Below are 15390 nucleotides of genomic sequence, written 5' to 3'. Positions count from 1 at the left end.
ACCATGCTGCGGGGGCTGAATGAGTAGCCAGATGCCACTATAACCCAGCAGAGGCATGAGTCCAGGCGGCTAGTTGCTGCTCTACGTAGTCTTGCGACAACCGCTCCTGTTCTAGTCGACCAACTCCGTGTGTAGCAGAACGCAGCTCCTCAAACAGGGACCGCTCGGCACGAGTCAGGCCGTAGTCCGGTAGCTCGGCTGGTCGATCTTCGCACACCCCGCGCTCAACATGGGCGATCAGCGTGTCGCGATCCATCATCACTGCCTCAACATGGGGCTGCCTCAACCGTGCATCGGCGAGGAATTTCAGCCCCCATGTATCGAGATCCCCCCAGTAACCTACCCTTCTGTCCTTCAGCCACTCGGCTTGTAGCCAGGCGGTATTTGCCCCTCCTCCGAACACTGCAATGGTGTCTGGTAGCTCAGGAAGTCCGTAGCCAGCCTGGAGATTCTCGATCACCAGCACACTCCGAGCGGGCAACGGATAGGTCATCAGTTGCTCAAAGGACAGCCGAACGAGATCAAGCCCAGCAAGGCGGCCTTTCACGTCAGGGCAAAGTGGTTTCACGTGAAGCCAGTTGGATGGCGTGGCGCGGCAGCCTAGCCAAGCCTCTAACCCGCCATGAGCGGAAACCTCTTGGTCGTGCATCGAATCCAAGAGAGCGGCAATTAGGCTCTGGTTCAGCTCCACGAACTTCGTATCCACCCTCTGTAGTGGCAGGGCACGCAAGTATCGACGCTGGCCCATTCCACACTGGAGTTGCGGCAGCAGGCACGCAAGCAAATGGATGTCAGTCATGCAGAGCTTCTCCAGCTCTCCAAGCTGCTTGATGAGGGTAGTGAACAGAGCCTTATCCAACGAGAGCAACGGCTCCATTCGCTCCGCCCAGCCCCTGCTTCGTTCAACAGCCTCAGCCCCCAGCGCAGCGATGAGGGCTTGCGTTGATTCGATCTCCAACCTGATGGGGACTTCGCATTCACCCAGTTGCCGAAATCGCTTCGTCACCCATGCCACTTGATGGGGCCACGGCCATTTCCGCCAGGCCGCGATATAGCCATGGAAATGGTCAAGATCCTCAAGCGCCTGGCTACCGGTTGGCGGCTTCAGCAAGCAAGGAATGGGAAAAGGTCGCGCACCCAAGAGTCGCTCCCGCAGCCGGCCTGTATGGTCCCACTCCAGTCGGCGCAGCTCCTCAACAACGTCATCTGGAAGCCGTCCCCAATCCCTCACAGAGCTGGCTCCACTTCGATGCCTAGTGAACTGGCTGCCTTTTGCAGACCCTGCTGTTCATGACGCGCCAGCTGCTCGTCAATTTCCTCCCAGGTGACCTCGCAGAGCCGACTCTCATGCTTTTCCTGGTCACGCTCTGCGATCAACAGCGAGCGCGCCGATTCACGTGCAAGGTTGAGGTTCTTGTATGGAGTGATCAGATTCACGTGGATCTTCAGTTCTCGGAAGACCTTGAGCACCCGGCGACTCACCGCCTCGGCGGTGTTGGAGAACGCCTCATCCAGGAACACAGTGCAGTAGAGCGGACGGTCGCTGCCGTCAGGCGTCAGCACGTAAGCCAAGCTGGCGGCTACGATGGTGCCGGCAAACGACTCCTTTTCTCCGCCTGACTTACCGCTGGAAGACTCCAGCACATCGCGTACCTTTTTGCTGCCTTTCTCTACCTCCTCGGCGAAGAAGGACAGCTGGTAGCGCGAGTCCAACAGTCGCAGACTTTCCAGATTGCCCGAGGTCGCAGGATTGGTGGCCTTCTCCAGTTTCTCAATAAGGTCCTTCAGCTCGACAAAGCGAGCTTCATGATCGTCACTACCGGCTCGCGCCAGCACACGCATTAGCTGCCCATTGAACGCTTTCACGTGTTCGAAGGTTTCTGCCCGGCTTCCCAGACGAAGGTAGGTTCCCTGCCTGAACTCTGTGCGCTCCAGGACATCGTTGATCGTTTCGATTCGGTCCTGGATGTCCTCACGTTCGGCCTGAATCGTTTGACTGATTCGCGCCAGCGACTGGGTTGCGTTGCGGTTCAAGCGCTCTCGGAAACGCTCCACCAGGTCTGGCAATCCCTCCTGTACCAAGTGGGTCAGGTGATCGAGATACTCCTCCAGACCATCGACGCCAGCGAGCCAATCATTGGCGATGAGCGGCCACTTCGCCTTGAAATCGGAGACGATTCCGCTCGCCTTAGTAGAAGCCCTAACCTCACGGGTTTGGGTTCGCTTTCGCGTGTCCTCCAGCTCTGAACGATGGCGACCTTCAAGCTCTGCAACACCATCCAAGTCCTCAAGATGTAGCTGCCCAACACGTAGGATGAGCAACTCACGTACTTCATCTGTCAACCCAGCCTTAGCCTGCTCGAAAGCTTGGTCCAGCTGCTGGTTCGCCTGAGTCACATTGCTATCCAGCCCACCAATCCTTTTGCTGACAGCACCCTTCTGCTCTTGGATCTCTTTAAGTTCAGCACCAGCCTGCTCCCACCGTGCCTTTGCCACTCCCAGCTCGCTATCAGGCTGCTCAAGCGCCTCTAGATCCGCCTTCAGCGACTGCATCCGATCTTGCGCTGACTGGACATCAATTGCCGCCCAGGTGAGCTGGGCGATGCGCTCCCATACCCGAGTGTGCTTCTCGAGGTCGTCCATGGCCGTGCGCGCATCTGCCGTAAGCTGGGCCAGCTTCTTGACCTCTGCCTCCAACTCGACACGATCCTTCCTTAACGCCGCTAGACGCCCCTTGTTACTGAATCCCAAACACCAGAAACGTGGGTTATCAATGCGCTGCTGGTCCTTCTTCTCAAATCGCCCTTTATCCAAGTGCACCAGGCCCTGGATGGTCATCGAAAAGTCGGTCTGGTCCAGTATTTCAGTCGATGCCACACAGTGCAGGTCGAAGCGTGAGAGGTGCTTTTTCAGCCAATCACGATAGGGGTGCGGCTTCCAATCCAGCATTTTTAGAAAGCCATCCGGTAGGAACTCAGCAACCTGCGGATGCTGGTTCAGCCGAACAACCTGCACCCTGACATGGAGACCCGTGTGGCGAGTGTTCAGCCACTTGGTCACTAGGCGATATCGCTCATCAGGCACCAGCAGTGTGGTGCGATGTCCTCCCAACGCCCGTTCAATGGCGCCTTGCCAAGGCCGATGCGCCTCCAGGACATCGATAAGCTCGCCAACGAAAACAACCTCCGCAGGATCTAGCGACAAGCTCTCTACCAGTTGGTCGCGGAGCTTCTGATAGGAAGGTTCAATGTTGGAGTCCGGTCGCGACTCCATGTCTTCGATTTCACCTACCAGCTCCTTGAGCTGTGTTTGCTCACGGGAGAGGTTCGCTGCCGACGAAGCGAATTGATCCTGGCGCGCTTGACGTAACGCTGGCACATCCGCCAGTTCCGTTTGTGCTCTCACCTGGTTTTGCTTGAATACGTCGAGCGACAGCGTGTCGGGCAGACTAAGGTCTCGTACATCCATCTGATACAGGCGCGCATCGCGCACGCTGTCGTGATGCACCTGCGTTGCCGCTTTCAAGTCCTTCCGCAGCCCCTCTAGTCGCTCACCACCTTGCGACTGGTAGGCATGGAACAATGCCTGTACCCGGTCCGTTGCTTGCTCCTCCAAAGCTCCAAGGCGGGTCATTTCCTCTGCCAACTGAAGCAGTTCCGCCTCGTATTGCTTCAGGCGCATCTGCCACAGTCGAGAGCACTGTTCGCCAAAGTAGACCGGCAGGCCGGCTAGCTCAGATGAGATCCGCCGCATCTCCTCCCTGGCCTGATTCAGCGCTTGGCTGGTCTCTGGCAACTCAATCAGGGCATCCCGCTGCCGCCGAGCATCATCGAGTTCGCTATGGACGCTGACCAAGTCATCGAATTCACTGACCGCAAGCCGGGCATGCTCCTTGACCTGACTGGGCTCCAGGACCAGATCTCGAATCAAGCTGGTGAGGTCATCAATCTTCTTCAAACCCAGCGCCCGGGAGAGCAGGGCAGGAGCGTTACGGTTCTCCATGCGCAGGAGCCGCACATAGGTCTCTTGATACTCGGTAAACGAATCGAACGCCTCGACCAGCGGGTCCTCTTTGAGGTGCTGTTTCAGAACACGGGCATTGCCCTCACCGAAGAGATGCAACAGCTCATCCAAGCCCACATCGCGCTTACCCACTACGAAAAGGCGTTTGAGGTCGTTGAGCGAGTTGCTGGCCTGGGTAATCCAGAACAGGGCCGCCAAGGTGATCTTCGAACCATCGTCCGCTTGGTACAGCGCCCTAAGTCCCGTTGCGGTCGCCCCTGAGCGTTTCAGCAGGGTAGCCGTCTCGCTGCCATCATGGGCCTTGCCATAGTTTCCTCGCACATAGGACATTAAGGTGCGATCCGTACGGTCCCCTTGAGCAGCCGCGATGTTGAACGACGCCTTGCTTGAGGGCAGCAGCAGCGCCATTAACCCATCAATGAGTGTCGACTTACCTGCACCGTTGTCACCGGTAATGAGGGTGCCCTCGGGGTCAATCTTCGCGGAATGCAGGCCATGGAAGGAGCCCCAGTTGTATACCGACAGCTCGGCTAGACGGATCTGACCGGTGCTGAACAACTCACTCAGACTTACCTCGCTTGCCTCAAGCATCCTGCACCTCTTCGCCCGTTTTGACGTCCGCATCACCGGCTAGGCGTTCGTACTCTTTCAACAGACGTTCAAGAAAATCGGCATTGACGACATAGCGGATCACCGAGGTGATCTCAAACCGCTCGTCATCCCCACGGACCGCACTGATGAGACGCTTATCTTTCAACAAGGCAAGCGATCCGTTGAGCGTCCTCCGCTCGGAGCGGGAGCTGTAGGTCAGCGGCAAAAAGGGTGTCATCAATGCCTCGATCCGCTCGATATCAATGATGATCTTCTGTTCGCCCGCTGTTTCTCGCTCCTGGTAGTACTTGCGCAGCACCAGCAACAGCAGCGTGTCATAGAGGCTGAGCGTGCGCTTGTTGATCAGGCGTGACGCTTCGTCGGCCTCCTCGCCCTGCTCTGCCACCTCCTGCTGGAGCAGGATGGCGATACCGGCCTTCATGTCCAACAACATGCGCATGAACATGTTGCCCAAGTGCTCTGCGATCAGGCCCTCGTGCCGGCACAGCGCTTCGAACGCCAGGCGTTTGCTATCGGCCATCACCACCCCTTGGCGGAGTAACAGCACCAGGGCGCGCCTAGCTTCCAGTGGCATGCCGACCTCAGAGTCCCCAACGACGGGCGGCTCAACGGGAGCATCCCCAAACGTCTCCACCTCACCGCTGACTGACGGCGTGTCAGGCCGATTCGCTCGATACTGGTCGAACAGGGCAGGGGCCTGTTGGGAATGCTGCTCTTCCTCGTTCATAAGGCGAGTTCCTCCAAATCCGTTGGAAACTGCTCGGCGGACATCAGCAAAGAGGGAATGTTGGCCCGAATCCAATTGCCGGTCCGATCCACTACCACCAGACTTTCAGGGTGTTCCAACACCACAGCGCTGACTGCTTTGGCGATCCGCACGTGCGCCACCAGCTCTTCCAATCCTCCGGTGATGGGGCGGTGACTAACGATGCTCGCCACCGTCATCGGGCCGTGCTCAGTGAGCAACTGCTTCACATCCTGGGCCACTTCCAGCACCTTGACCGTGTTGAGGTGATCCAGCATGCCGAGACTGGCGACGTGACTATTGGTATTTGCGGCCACCTGCCGCGTATCCAGGCGTTCTTCAGGCAATCGTAGGTGAATACTGGACGGAGAACGCACGCGCAGACTGCCCGTGGGGAGGTCCACAACTACCGGCTCGCGCAGGCTCACCTCCTGGTCTTTGAAATTCACCGCCAGCCGCTCCAGTTGGCGAAGCAGTCGCTCGACTGCACGGCGCTCTTGCTGAACGCCGCTTTCCACAAAAGCCCGCAGGCTCTCCTCGGTCCGGCGACGGACCTGGAATACCCGCTCACTTTCCTTGCCCAACTCGCGGACCAGATGGGATAGGTAACGCAATTCGTCTGACTTCAGATACTGGGATGCCGGACGTGCCAAGATCGAGCGGATTTGCTCACGGAATTCAGTGATTCGATTCTGATCACAGAGCAACTGATAGAAGCCGTCGAAGGCCTGTCCGGCATCGGTCTGGAGCAGTTCACCTTCATGCTCTATCAGCGCCTTCACCACCTCACCGCGCCCAGACTCCGACTCGATCATGCGGATCCGCATACGCTGATCTAGTTGGCGAATTTCGTCCTCCAACCGGCGAAAGTCGCCCGTGAGCACTGACGTCAACTGATACAGTCCCCGGATGCGCTCACGCTGCTCCGGCGCGCTCAGCTCTGGCACCTCGCCCATCTGCAAGCGCTCAATCTCCAGATCGAGTTCCTGCCGGCGGGCCGTCAGCAGAGTGATTCGCTCTTCCGGGTTTGGGCTCAGGGCGACAGCCAAATCTCGTACGGTGTCTTGCACAATACGCAGATGGGAGGCCGTGGTATTACTGTCTCGCTGATCCAAGCTCTGGGCAAAGCGCAGTGCCAACTCGAAGGCATCGGTTCGGGTGAGCTTGTCATCAAGCTCGCGCAACCAGCCCGCCTGGATCCATTGGCGCAGATAGGTGCCCGCGTTGTCGTGCAGGCCATAGACCTCCTGCCAGATCGGAAGCTCCGCCTCTAGCGCGACACGTGCTTTCCCGAATGGCACTTCGCTGTCTTGAGCGAAGAGATCATTGATAAAGGCAAGAATGATGGGCGCATTCTCTGCGTGTAGCAGACGCCACGCCGCATGTTCGAAGAGCAGTCGCCTGAAACGCGCCTGCTGCTCATGTAGGCTCATCGACACCTCCTTGTGTATCGAATCAGGTTAGGTGCTGGCCTCAGAGGCGACCCTGCCATTTCCGCACACCATATCCGGAAAACCTGCTGGGTTTCAGTAGGTCAGATAGCCACACCATGGCCTATCCTACCGATCAGATCTAGCACCATTCGCGCCTCTACTTCGGTCAGCAGCCAGTCGATTGGACGCCCTCCACCCAACCCACGCTGTGGAGTGACGAACCAATGACGGACCTGTGTCCAATCGCCGCCGAACAGGTCCTGCGCGGCATAAAGCACACGCGCTAAGCGAAACAACCGGTCACTCTGCATCGACGACCATTGGCCACGTCTCCGCGCCTGGCGCACTGCATAGGCGGATAATCCCACCATCATCGCCAAGGTCCGGCAGGGAAACTCGGAAACCACTGCCAAGCGCTCAAGCACCGCATAGTCGAATCCTTCTTTTACGCACTGGTAAAGCTCTGCGCCCCGCGCGGGTACCCCGACTTGTTCCCAGTAGCTAGAATCTTCGAGCCCAACTGGCTGGTAGGGTTTCAGTTCAATCACGCCACGGCCTCCCTTAGTACGGCACCTGAATGACCTGGTCCAAAAGGGGATCGGGGGCGTCGACCAGGGGGTCCAGCCAATCGGCCTTCGCCCGCGCCCAGTGCAGGTAAGCCCGCTGCGCTTCACTGGAGCCATCTCCACGCACTAGGTCAGCCTGCTCGACGGCATCCAGGTAGGCTCGGATCAGCTGCGCCTCCTGCCAGCGCCGCGCAGCGGCTCGAAGCTCCTTTAGCTTCTGCTGCTCCGCTTCCTGGAGTGCCTTCTGCACCAGCGCTTCGCGACGCTGAATCTCTCGTAACGCTTCTGCGCGGGCCCGCTCCTCGCGGTAGCAGAGGATACCCACGGCCCGCTTGGCCATCCCGATGACCAGCTTGTTAAGCTGCTCCTCGACTTGCTGGCGTGCGCCGTCCCGAATCAAGCCGCCATACCCGCCGTCACCTCGAACTTCCAAGCGCCCCGAGGGGGTGTAGGTGTATCGAGGCCAGTAGCCCCATCCTCGACGTGCCTTCTCCGCCAGTTCAGCGGCCGTGGGTACATAGTCAGCGCGCGTGGTTGACTCCACGATGCTCAAAGACAGGCACACCCCGAATACCTCCACCTCTAGATGCCGACTCCCGGCCACTAGGAGGAAACCGCGCGCTTCCAAAGCTTGAACCAGCGTATTCGCCAAGCGTAACGCGCGGAGGCGTTGCGCTGCCGATACAACAATGTCGAGCCCTTTGCCGTGGGGTAGCGGGAGGCCGCGACTGTCCTTATATGGCTTTTGGAGGGCATCGCGGGAGGCCGTAACCAGCGGGTGCCAGCGGGTCACTCGGACTGGGACGGTGATGCGATGCGCGGGGTCTTTTTCCCGCGCCTCCACCGCCTGAAAACGCTGATCTGCCAGTTCCGGCTCTGGCACCCTTGCCGCTGGCGGAACGAACGGCTTAAGCAACTGACGGGGATCACCTTTGAAATCCTTCAGCTTCGGTTTTGGCGGTACACCACGTCCAGCTTTCACCTTGGCCCAATGGCCACGTGCCGGCGTCGGCACTTGCAAGCGTGCGCAGAGTTTCTTCAAGCCGACATCGGATAGGCCATAGCGTGGCGCTACCACCTTCACCGGTTCGGCCCAGACCTCGTCGAGCAATTGGCTTCGGTCATACTGTTCACGCATCGCTTGGCCCCCTGTGGATCGCCTGCGGCTGGTGGACGGCAGCCACCTTGGTGTTACCGCGCAGCGAACGTAGGTTAGAACTCGCCCCGGAAATCATCGCGGGCGACCCGGCCGAAGACCTGCTCATCCGCCGGTTGGTCATCATCGAACATCGTGTAGATTCGACGCTGCTGCCGCATCGCAAATAAGCAGGACTCACACAGGTACACGCGGTAACACTCGCCGTCATGGTTCGAGCCATACCCCACTGCGCATGCAAGGTCCCGAACTGCTGGCCATAGTTCGGCACGCGCGTCGCATCTCCGTACACCGCGCAGTGGATGTCGGAATTCGTCTGGCTCTGCTCACTCATCACGATCACTCCTGCCTCTTGGGTGGGAGAGGTTGTTCCGCCGTTTAACCGATTCGGTGTTATGCGAGGTCGGTTCGAATCCCCAACCAGCCCTCAGTGCCGCCCCGCTGGAGTCGGCGCTCGCCCGCGCGCGACGGACGCCAGCCAGCGCGTGAGCGATGGTCGACCGTCCCACGCCGCAAAAGTCACCACGACATAGACGCTGCCACTGGCAGTGTGCAGACACCAGTAGGGGCCGCATTGCTCGGCGAAGCAGATCGCTGACGTGCAGATGAGATGCCCATCGTGAAACTGCCCCCAGGCGTCGGCCCGGCAATCGTGGTAAGTGCGCCCGGTGGCGCACCTGGCCAGAAGCAGGACATCCGTCAGATACGCCGTGATTGGCCAGGTAAAAACATAACGACCAGCCGCCGCCAACCGGCGCGCGGCATACACCGACAATTCAGGGGCTTGCGGCATGATCATGACGCTCCTGTTCACTGTCGCGTCAACGGCGTCGACAGCGCGGTACCGCGCGTGAAGATCGCCAGCGTTTCGCGGAGCGAGCGACGACCGCCCTGGGGGTGAAAATTGACGATCAGATACGCCGCGTGGTGAGTGCGCACAACGTAGCGACGCGCGTACCGCACGATGCATTCGACGTCGGCGGTGAACAGCTCGCCATTGTCGTAACCGAGCGCTTTGTAGATGTATCCGCTCAGGCAATGGCAATCGATGCGGGCGTCGATTACGTAACCGTCAATGTATTCCTCGGGATAGTCTTCCAGCAGTGCCGTCAGCAGTTGTTGCCGTTTTCGCAGTGTCAGCATGATCAGTCCCTCACTCAAGGAACCGTAAACCACACGCCCATCGTCAACTGCCCCGATTTACGAGGGGTCTGCGGTTTACGAAGCGACGTCGATAAATAAATTGGATCGCAGGCCTTTACCGCGCGTAGCACACGGCGCTACCCACCCTCCTGCCTTGGGTGGTAACGGACAAGCACAACTCACAACGCACACGGCGGCACCTCGTGTTGCGGACGCTTGTTCCGCTGCGCGGCGTGGAGGAGGGCATCGATCTCCAGCAACACCCCACGCTGCCCACCGCCCGGTAGGGACGCCCCGCCAACCGCCGCGACGCCGGCGGGCATCAACCCCCGCAAAATCCAATTCGATTTGCTGCCGACGCGCTCAGCCGCATCAGCCAGCACCAGGTAGCGCGAGAGGAAATCGAGCAGTGCTGAAACAGGAATCGCCGTCACCTGCTGCTGACCGCGTTGCTCGTGCACCACGCGCAGGTGGCCCGCCTTGATCCAAGCCAGGATGCTTTCATGCTTCCAACCCTGCATTCGCACGACGTCGGTAATCAGCAGCGTCGGCTCGTGCGCGTCCTCAACGTCCGCTGCCAACAGCGCCTCAACCTCTCGGCGGTCGAAGCGCAGGCCTGCCAACCCAGGAAGATCGGGAAGCTGGCCCGTCGGACGTAGGCGGCCATCCAGTACGCACTGAAGCACGCCAATAATCTGGTCCGGTGTCAGCCCACGACGCGCGGACATGTCGTGCAGCCCCAGCTGCTGCTCCTCTGGCAAGGCACGAGCATCGACGTTCGAGGACAAGCGCTCGACCAGTGCATCCACCTCTTTCTCACGAAACTCGGCGGATACCAGCGGCGGCCGCTGCCGCTTGCTGTAGCGACGCAGCGCACCGGCTTGCAGCAAGCGCTGGAAGAGTACCTTCGATACCCCCAGGCGATTGCGGACGTCAGTCGCCGTCAGATAGGCCAGACGATTGCGGCGTATGGTTTCGACTTCGTCGCGATGCAGGGAAACGAAGCGGTTCGCCCCTGACACCGTGAGTTTTCCTTTGACCTCGCCACTGAGCACTGCTGCACGCAGCAATTCGGCACCCACGCCAATGAAGCGACCGGCTTCTGCCGGAGACAGCCAGCACTTTTCTTCGACGTGCTTCGGGTCGATGGTGCTCAGACGCAAGTTGAGATGGCCGTCGAAGTGCGTCGCCGTGTGTTGTGCCAACGTATCCCGGACGAAGGCATAGGGCGGTGTGGCGAATTCCTTGTGCAGTGTGCGATACCAACTGCCCAGACGCTTGGCGAGACCGGGCCCCTCCGTCCGCTGAAGACGCTGATCGATGGCCGCAGTAAAACCCTGCGGCCAGCCTGCGAGCAGAGGCCACAGCCGAGCGACCCAGCTACGCGATTCAATCAGCGTCTTCGGCCGAGGCGACTTCCGGTGTTTGCTAGCAGTCGAATCCCCGCCCAAATGGGCCTCCAGGAACTCAAGAAACTCGGACATGTCGGCAGGGGTAGTGCCTTCTCGGAAGGCTACCGGCAGGCTCTGTCGGGCAGGGTGCGGTGCCTGTTGCAACAAAGCTGCAAGCGCCAGTTCTGCCGTTGAAGCGGGGTGAGTAGGCACCTCGCACAAGGCCTGCCCGCAATCGCAAGTGTCCACGCGCTGGCGGTCCATCGTCAGCGGGCTGCCACAACTCGAACAGACGTCGACCAGGCCAACACTATGGTGGGGACAGGCGACGATCAGGTCGTGGCTCCAGGCCTGGCGCAGGTATGCCTGCTCTACTAGACACGCCGGGCATACCGGTGTGCCGGTGTTGCGCTGAAACCGATGACGTAGGAGGGGCGTCGTCGACCGACGCGCAGGATTTCGAAGCAGGATGCTTTCAACGGCAACGCCACACTCTTCGGCCAATACCTCCACTTGTTTCGTGGGATAGTCGACACGAGGCTTAAACCCAAGCGAGCGCAGAAGCTGGATCGCACTGGGAATAACATTGCGTTCACTGGTACGCATCAGCCAGCCGGACAGGCTTTCATCAGAAAGCGGCGCTACGATGACAGGCAAGCTCATGCCACCACCTCGGCTTGGCGCACTTTCGGAATCGACATGTGTGCCTCGGTCAGCACACGCACATAGCTCTCCACCAGCAAGTTGTGCGTCAGGGTTCGACTCTTATCGAAGGGGTTGAATTGGAGGAAGTCGGTCTGAATCGCTTCCTCATGCGCCCTGGCCAGCAAGGCGAAATCGAGGACGTGCTTGCGTGCCAGATGCTCGACGGCAACAAACAGCTTGAACAGCATGCCGACCCGCCCCAGACAAGAGCCGTATACACGCGCCAAGAGTTCAGGGTCCTGCGCAACCGGGAGCAGCCAACCTGCCTCCAGGTAGGCCTCCAGCAGTGCATTCAGGGCCTGTTGGAATTCCCCCTGTTGCAGCGGGTCGTTCCAATTGTACGGCCGGATTTCCTGGACACGCTCGGCACGGTCGCGCAGTTGCTCGTTGCGCAGAAAAATCTCACTCGTGATCGGCAAACCCACCAAAATCAGGGTGATACCCAATTCCTCTGCCATGATTTTCAACCAGTCCGAAGCCTCTCGCGTCGCTTTGGCAGACATGCCTTCGACGAACTGCTGCATCTCCTCGAACAGCAATACCCGCGTGCCCACGACGCGCAGCAAATCGCAGACTCGCGACATCAGCTCATCAGCGCTGGCCCGCCCATAACGACGCGTATTCAGCGCCATCAACACCGCTTCGGAGAGGCTCCGACGGGTCGGCCGCCCCAGGACCTTCACCCGCACCAATGGCTGTCGACGAACCCCGTCCACCAATTGGCTCGGATAAGCGGCTACCAGCTCATCAACGAGCTGGGATTTGCCCACCCGCGTCGGTCCAAAAATCGGCAACATCAGCGATTCTCCCGCCAACGCTCGGTGAATAACCCGGTGAGCCCGCTCCAGAGCCTGACCAAATTGCTGGTGGACGATCAGCTCGGTGCTGGCGATGCTCATTGCGCACTCCCTTTCTTACGGCGGGGTGCAGCAATCGGGGTAGCCGGAGCAGGGACCGGCGATGTAGTGTTCGGCGCTATGGTGGCATGGTCCAACTCTCGCGCTGCCGCCGCACGAGCCTGTCCTCGTGCCGCACGATTGCGATCCTGCATCCGTCGCGATTTCGATTGATGCTGGAAGACCCGCAATTGTTCGATGTGATCCTCGTGATACTGCTCACCCGACATCTCGGCATCACTGCGATAGTTCCGGCGGCGAGCGGCACGCGCGTCGTCAAAGCTGATTCTAGGCATGCCTGGACGCCGATTGAACGCTTGAATGACCTGTTGGGGATCACGCGGATGCACAACCGATACTTCGGTGCAGTCCAGCGGGTTATAGCGAACCTCAACTTTTTGCTTGGGCCCCAGCTCGCGGTACAACGCCCCCAGCGCAGGGCTCTGGAATTTTTCACCATCACAGCAAACACCTTCACGCGACAACGTCATCAATTGACTGTTGTAGCGGAGGCACGCGGCACGAAAACGCTCCGGATCCGGGGGAGGCAGGACCACGTGCTGTTGTTTCAGCATTGTCAACGCCAGTACAGGTGACGTCCTTGGGCCGAATCGCTCCTCTAGCCGGTACAAGGGCTGTTGCATGTACACATCCGCCGCCCATTTCATGATTTGCTGCTCCACTTCCTCTACCGTTAGTCGCGCTTCGGCTATTGCCTTTTCAGTGAGCGTCGAGTCCGGTTGAACTCTATTTTTGACTGAGCCCGGCAGGGCATAAAGCAACGAGTCGTTGAGCGTCTTGAAAAAGCGCTCAATGAACGGTTTGTGCTGCGGCTTCGCCGCCTGTGGATAATCCACCGTGATGCCGAGGAAACGCAGTGCACTGAGCACCGCACCGCCATGGTGCTCGACAGCATTGTCCAGTACGACGCGCTCGATAGCTGCCGGGGCCGGCCATTGATTACGCAATCCATACTTCTCGCTGAACGCCAGTCCCTTCGGGGTAAAAGCAAACTCCAACGCCCGCAACACAAACTCCTGAGAAGGTGGCTGGATGCTCAGCACGATAATGATGGGAGTTGAACTGGCACAGTCGAGGGCGGCATACAGCCAGGGACGGCCAATCACTATGCCATTGGCGTCCACGCAGAAAACTGGCAATTTGGCAGCGTCCATCTCAACGCGCTCGTAGGGCCGCTCCGTGAAGATTGCTTTCAAAGCCACGCGCATGTCTTGATTGAAAGTGGAACTGTCAACTTTCCCGGGCTTGATAAGGTAGTAGGCAAGCTTTTGAATCCGGCGACTGACGCTTCGCCTCGATATTCCGCGAAAATCAATGCCGCTCTTTTCTGCGAAATCTCGGCATTTGTTATTCACGAAATCCGTAATCTGTGTTCGACCATATTTTTCAGTCTTGCAATAGCACTGAATAATCTCATCCATGATAATTTCTTCGAACGGGTCATCATCGAACGCGGGAATCTTTCGACCTCTCGCACTAAGTCGAGGAGCCAAAATTTCAGGCCCTAGGCCACTGTGGCGAAGGGCTACCCAGCGATTCAGCGTCTTTTGTGACGGCACATTAAGTTTGCCTGCTTCGCAATATTCTCGAAGTACCTGCATGCGCTCCGACCATCTCGCGTCCGGCTCAAGCCTGTCCAAGACTTGAAGCAACTCAATACGACGATCAAGGTGCCTTCGCTCATTTTCGGTCAATTGCCGTGACGGCAGTTGACCGAGGCGAGCAGCCTGATTCGCAAAGAGTGGTTTCAGCTTGCCGCCGGCTACATCGGTGTTGAATTCATCAACAGACCGAACGAACTGCTCACCACGCGAACCCTCCAGCACAATCTGCGAAACCTCGGGACGAATGGAAGAGACGCGCAGGCGCTCTGTCTCACGCATAACCACGGTGCCAACCTTAAATTCCATGGGGCAGCTCCAGGTGGATAAAGTGAGACAGATCGCCATAGCTAGCCGTAACGACGCTGGCCGGCTCAAAAAGTGGGCAGCGCAGATCAGCACGTAGTAGACCGTTCAAAAGTCCTGCGAGCACGGCGGGGCGCGCTCCACTCAAACGAGTCTCCAACTCGACAGAGCGCCAGGTTGTTGCCAGCAGCAACTGCTGTTCGATCTCTGCCGTGGCCATCATTACGAAATCCCGGTGGCAGGGAGCGCGCAATCCGTGCAGGGTGCGGAGGTTAAGGCAAACAGTTACATCCACCGCATCATTGGCAATTACGCAAAAGCCGATACCCAACTGCCTCAGGGACTCGGTGATTTCCGGGCTACGCTTGGCGAATTTCTCGTGGAAACTGGAGTGTTTGGCATCAATTGCCAGTTGCGAGCCATCCTGCATCTGACAAAGAAAATCCGGTGTATACCAGCGAGGCTTTATGCCCAAGCGCTTGGGGAATTCTGTCTTTTTATCAAATAGCTTACCTGTCTCAAGCTCTAGGAAGAACGGCTGGGCGCTATACGACAATACACGGGGATCAGCTTCCAACAGCATCCCGACATCCAGCTCAAGGCCAGACTCGACCCGGACTTCGGTATCTGCATTCTTTTGCGAGAAGAAGGCCAAAGCACGCCGACCGCGATGAACTCGTCGCGTGACATCCCTGACTCCTCCAGAACTTTTGCCATCGTTAATCATTTGAGCCACCTCTCTTCTATCTTGATTATTTTCCAATCTTCAAAAATCACAACCGTGATTTATGA

Annotated in this window: 13 protein-coding genes; all 13 read right to left on the bottom strand. The window is 58.7% G+C overall.

The window, feature by feature from the left end:
• Positions 1–37 precede the first annotated feature (37 nt).
• Positions 38–1231 carry a DUF3322 domain-containing protein gene (locus ACM0M4_RS00115; protein WP_221345467.1) on the bottom strand — a complete coding sequence of 398 codons (1194 nt, stop codon included), beginning with the start codon at positions 1229–1231 and terminating at the stop codon, positions 38–40.
• Positions 1228–4614 carry an ATP-binding protein gene (locus tag ACM0M4_RS00110; RefSeq protein WP_221345466.1) on the bottom strand — a complete coding sequence of 1129 codons (3387 nt, stop codon included), beginning with the start codon at positions 4612–4614 and terminating at the stop codon, positions 1228–1230. The genes ACM0M4_RS00115 and ACM0M4_RS00110 overlap by 4 nt, the downstream gene beginning before the upstream one ends.
• Complete coding sequence (locus ACM0M4_RS00105; RefSeq protein ID WP_221345465.1) at positions 4607–5362, bottom strand: DUF4194 domain-containing protein; 756 nt, start codon at positions 5360–5362, stop codon at positions 4607–4609. Before ACM0M4_RS00105 ends, ACM0M4_RS00110 begins: the two co-directional genes overlap by 8 nt.
• Positions 5359–6813 carry a DUF3375 domain-containing protein gene (locus tag ACM0M4_RS00100; protein ID WP_034070160.1) on the bottom strand — a complete coding sequence of 485 codons (1455 nt, stop codon included), beginning with the start codon at positions 6811–6813 and terminating at the stop codon, positions 5359–5361. Before ACM0M4_RS00100 ends, ACM0M4_RS00105 begins: the two co-directional genes overlap by 4 nt.
• Positions 6814–6914: 101 nt before the next feature.
• A complete protein-coding gene (locus ACM0M4_RS00095) occupies positions 6915–7361 on the bottom strand; it encodes an antitoxin Xre/MbcA/ParS toxin-binding domain-containing protein (RefSeq protein WP_052150881.1) in 447 nt (148 codons plus the stop codon).
• Between the two features lie 13 nt (positions 7362–7374).
• Positions 7375–8517, bottom strand: a complete 1143-nt coding sequence (locus tag ACM0M4_RS00090) for a hypothetical protein (RefSeq protein WP_260330244.1) — start codon at positions 8515–8517, stop codon at positions 7375–7377.
• Positions 8510–8869, bottom strand: coding sequence for a hypothetical protein (locus tag ACM0M4_RS00085; RefSeq protein ID WP_260330243.1), 360 nt, complete (start codon positions 8867–8869; stop codon positions 8510–8512). Before ACM0M4_RS00085 ends, ACM0M4_RS00090 begins: the two co-directional genes overlap by 8 nt.
• 93 nt (positions 8870–8962) lie before the next feature.
• The gene (locus ACM0M4_RS00080; RefSeq protein ID WP_065085116.1) at positions 8963–9334 is read right to left on the bottom strand and encodes a hypothetical protein; all 372 of its coding nucleotides are present in this window, start codon (positions 9332–9334) and stop codon (positions 8963–8965) included.
• A gap of 11 nt (positions 9335–9345) precedes the next feature.
• A complete protein-coding gene (locus tag ACM0M4_RS00075) occupies positions 9346–9678 on the bottom strand; it encodes a hypothetical protein (protein ID WP_065085115.1) in 333 nt (110 codons plus the stop codon).
• 179 nt (positions 9679–9857) lie between these two features.
• On the bottom strand, positions 9858–11732 hold the full coding sequence (locus tag ACM0M4_RS00070) for a TniQ family protein (protein WP_221345464.1): 1875 nt from the start codon (positions 11730–11732) through the stop codon (positions 9858–9860).
• Complete coding sequence (locus ACM0M4_RS00065; RefSeq protein WP_065085113.1) at positions 11729–12673, bottom strand: TniB family NTP-binding protein; 945 nt, start codon at positions 12671–12673, stop codon at positions 11729–11731. Before ACM0M4_RS00065 ends, ACM0M4_RS00070 begins: the two co-directional genes overlap by 4 nt.
• On the bottom strand, positions 12670–14601 hold the full coding sequence (locus ACM0M4_RS00060; RefSeq protein WP_221345463.1) for a Mu transposase C-terminal domain-containing protein: 1932 nt from the start codon (positions 14599–14601) through the stop codon (positions 12670–12672). Before ACM0M4_RS00060 ends, ACM0M4_RS00065 begins: the two co-directional genes overlap by 4 nt.
• The gene (locus tag ACM0M4_RS00055; protein WP_221345462.1) at positions 14591–15325 is read right to left on the bottom strand and encodes a TnsA endonuclease N-terminal domain-containing protein; all 735 of its coding nucleotides are present in this window, start codon (positions 15323–15325) and stop codon (positions 14591–14593) included. The genes ACM0M4_RS00060 and ACM0M4_RS00055 overlap by 11 nt, the downstream gene beginning before the upstream one ends.
• Between the last annotated feature and the right edge of the window lie 65 nt (positions 15326–15390).

The organism is Pseudomonas sp. 18-147, from assembly GCF_051048045.1.
GTDB lineage: Bacteria > Pseudomonadota > Gammaproteobacteria > Pseudomonadales > Pseudomonadaceae > Pseudomonas > Pseudomonas aeruginosa.
The sequence above is the reverse complement of the archived record's forward strand: the minus strand, read 5'-3'. Positions and strand labels throughout refer to the sequence as shown.

Excerpts from the sequence above, each read along its gene's own strand:
- ACM0M4_RS00110 (WP_221345466.1), bottom strand. The coding sequence starts at position 4,614 with ATGCTTGAGGCAAGCGAGGTAAGTCTGAGTGAGTTGTTCAGCACCGGT.
- ACM0M4_RS00105 (WP_221345465.1), bottom strand. The coding sequence starts at position 5,362 with ATGAACGAGGAAGAGCAGCATTCCCAACAGGCCCCTGCCCTGTTCGAC.
- ACM0M4_RS00100 (WP_034070160.1), bottom strand. The coding sequence starts at position 6,813 with ATGAGCCTACATGAGCAGCAGGCGCGTTTCAGGCGACTGCTCTTCGAA.
- ACM0M4_RS00090 (WP_260330244.1), bottom strand. The coding sequence starts at position 8,517 with ATGCGTGAACAGTATGACCGAAGCCAATTGCTCGACGAGGTCTGGGCC.
- ACM0M4_RS00085 (WP_260330243.1), bottom strand. The coding sequence starts at position 8,869 with ATGAGTGAGCAGAGCCAGACGAATTCCGACATCCACTGCGCGGTGTAC.
- ACM0M4_RS00080 (WP_065085116.1), bottom strand. The coding sequence starts at position 9,334 with ATGATCATGCCGCAAGCCCCTGAATTGTCGGTGTATGCCGCGCGCCGG.
- ACM0M4_RS00075 (WP_065085115.1), bottom strand. The coding sequence starts at position 9,678 with ATGCTGACACTGCGAAAACGGCAACAACTGCTGACGGCACTGCTGGAA.
- ACM0M4_RS00070 (WP_221345464.1), bottom strand. The coding sequence starts at position 11,732 with ATGAGCTTGCCTGTCATCGTAGCGCCGCTTTCTGATGAAAGCCTGTCC.
- ACM0M4_RS00065 (WP_065085113.1), bottom strand. The coding sequence starts at position 12,673 with ATGAGCATCGCCAGCACCGAGCTGATCGTCCACCAGCAATTTGGTCAG.
- ACM0M4_RS00060 (WP_221345463.1), bottom strand. The coding sequence starts at position 14,601 with ATGGAATTTAAGGTTGGCACCGTGGTTATGCGTGAGACAGAGCGCCTG.
- ACM0M4_RS00055 (WP_221345462.1), bottom strand. The coding sequence starts at position 15,325 with ATGATTAACGATGGCAAAAGTTCTGGAGGAGTCAGGGATGTCACGCGA.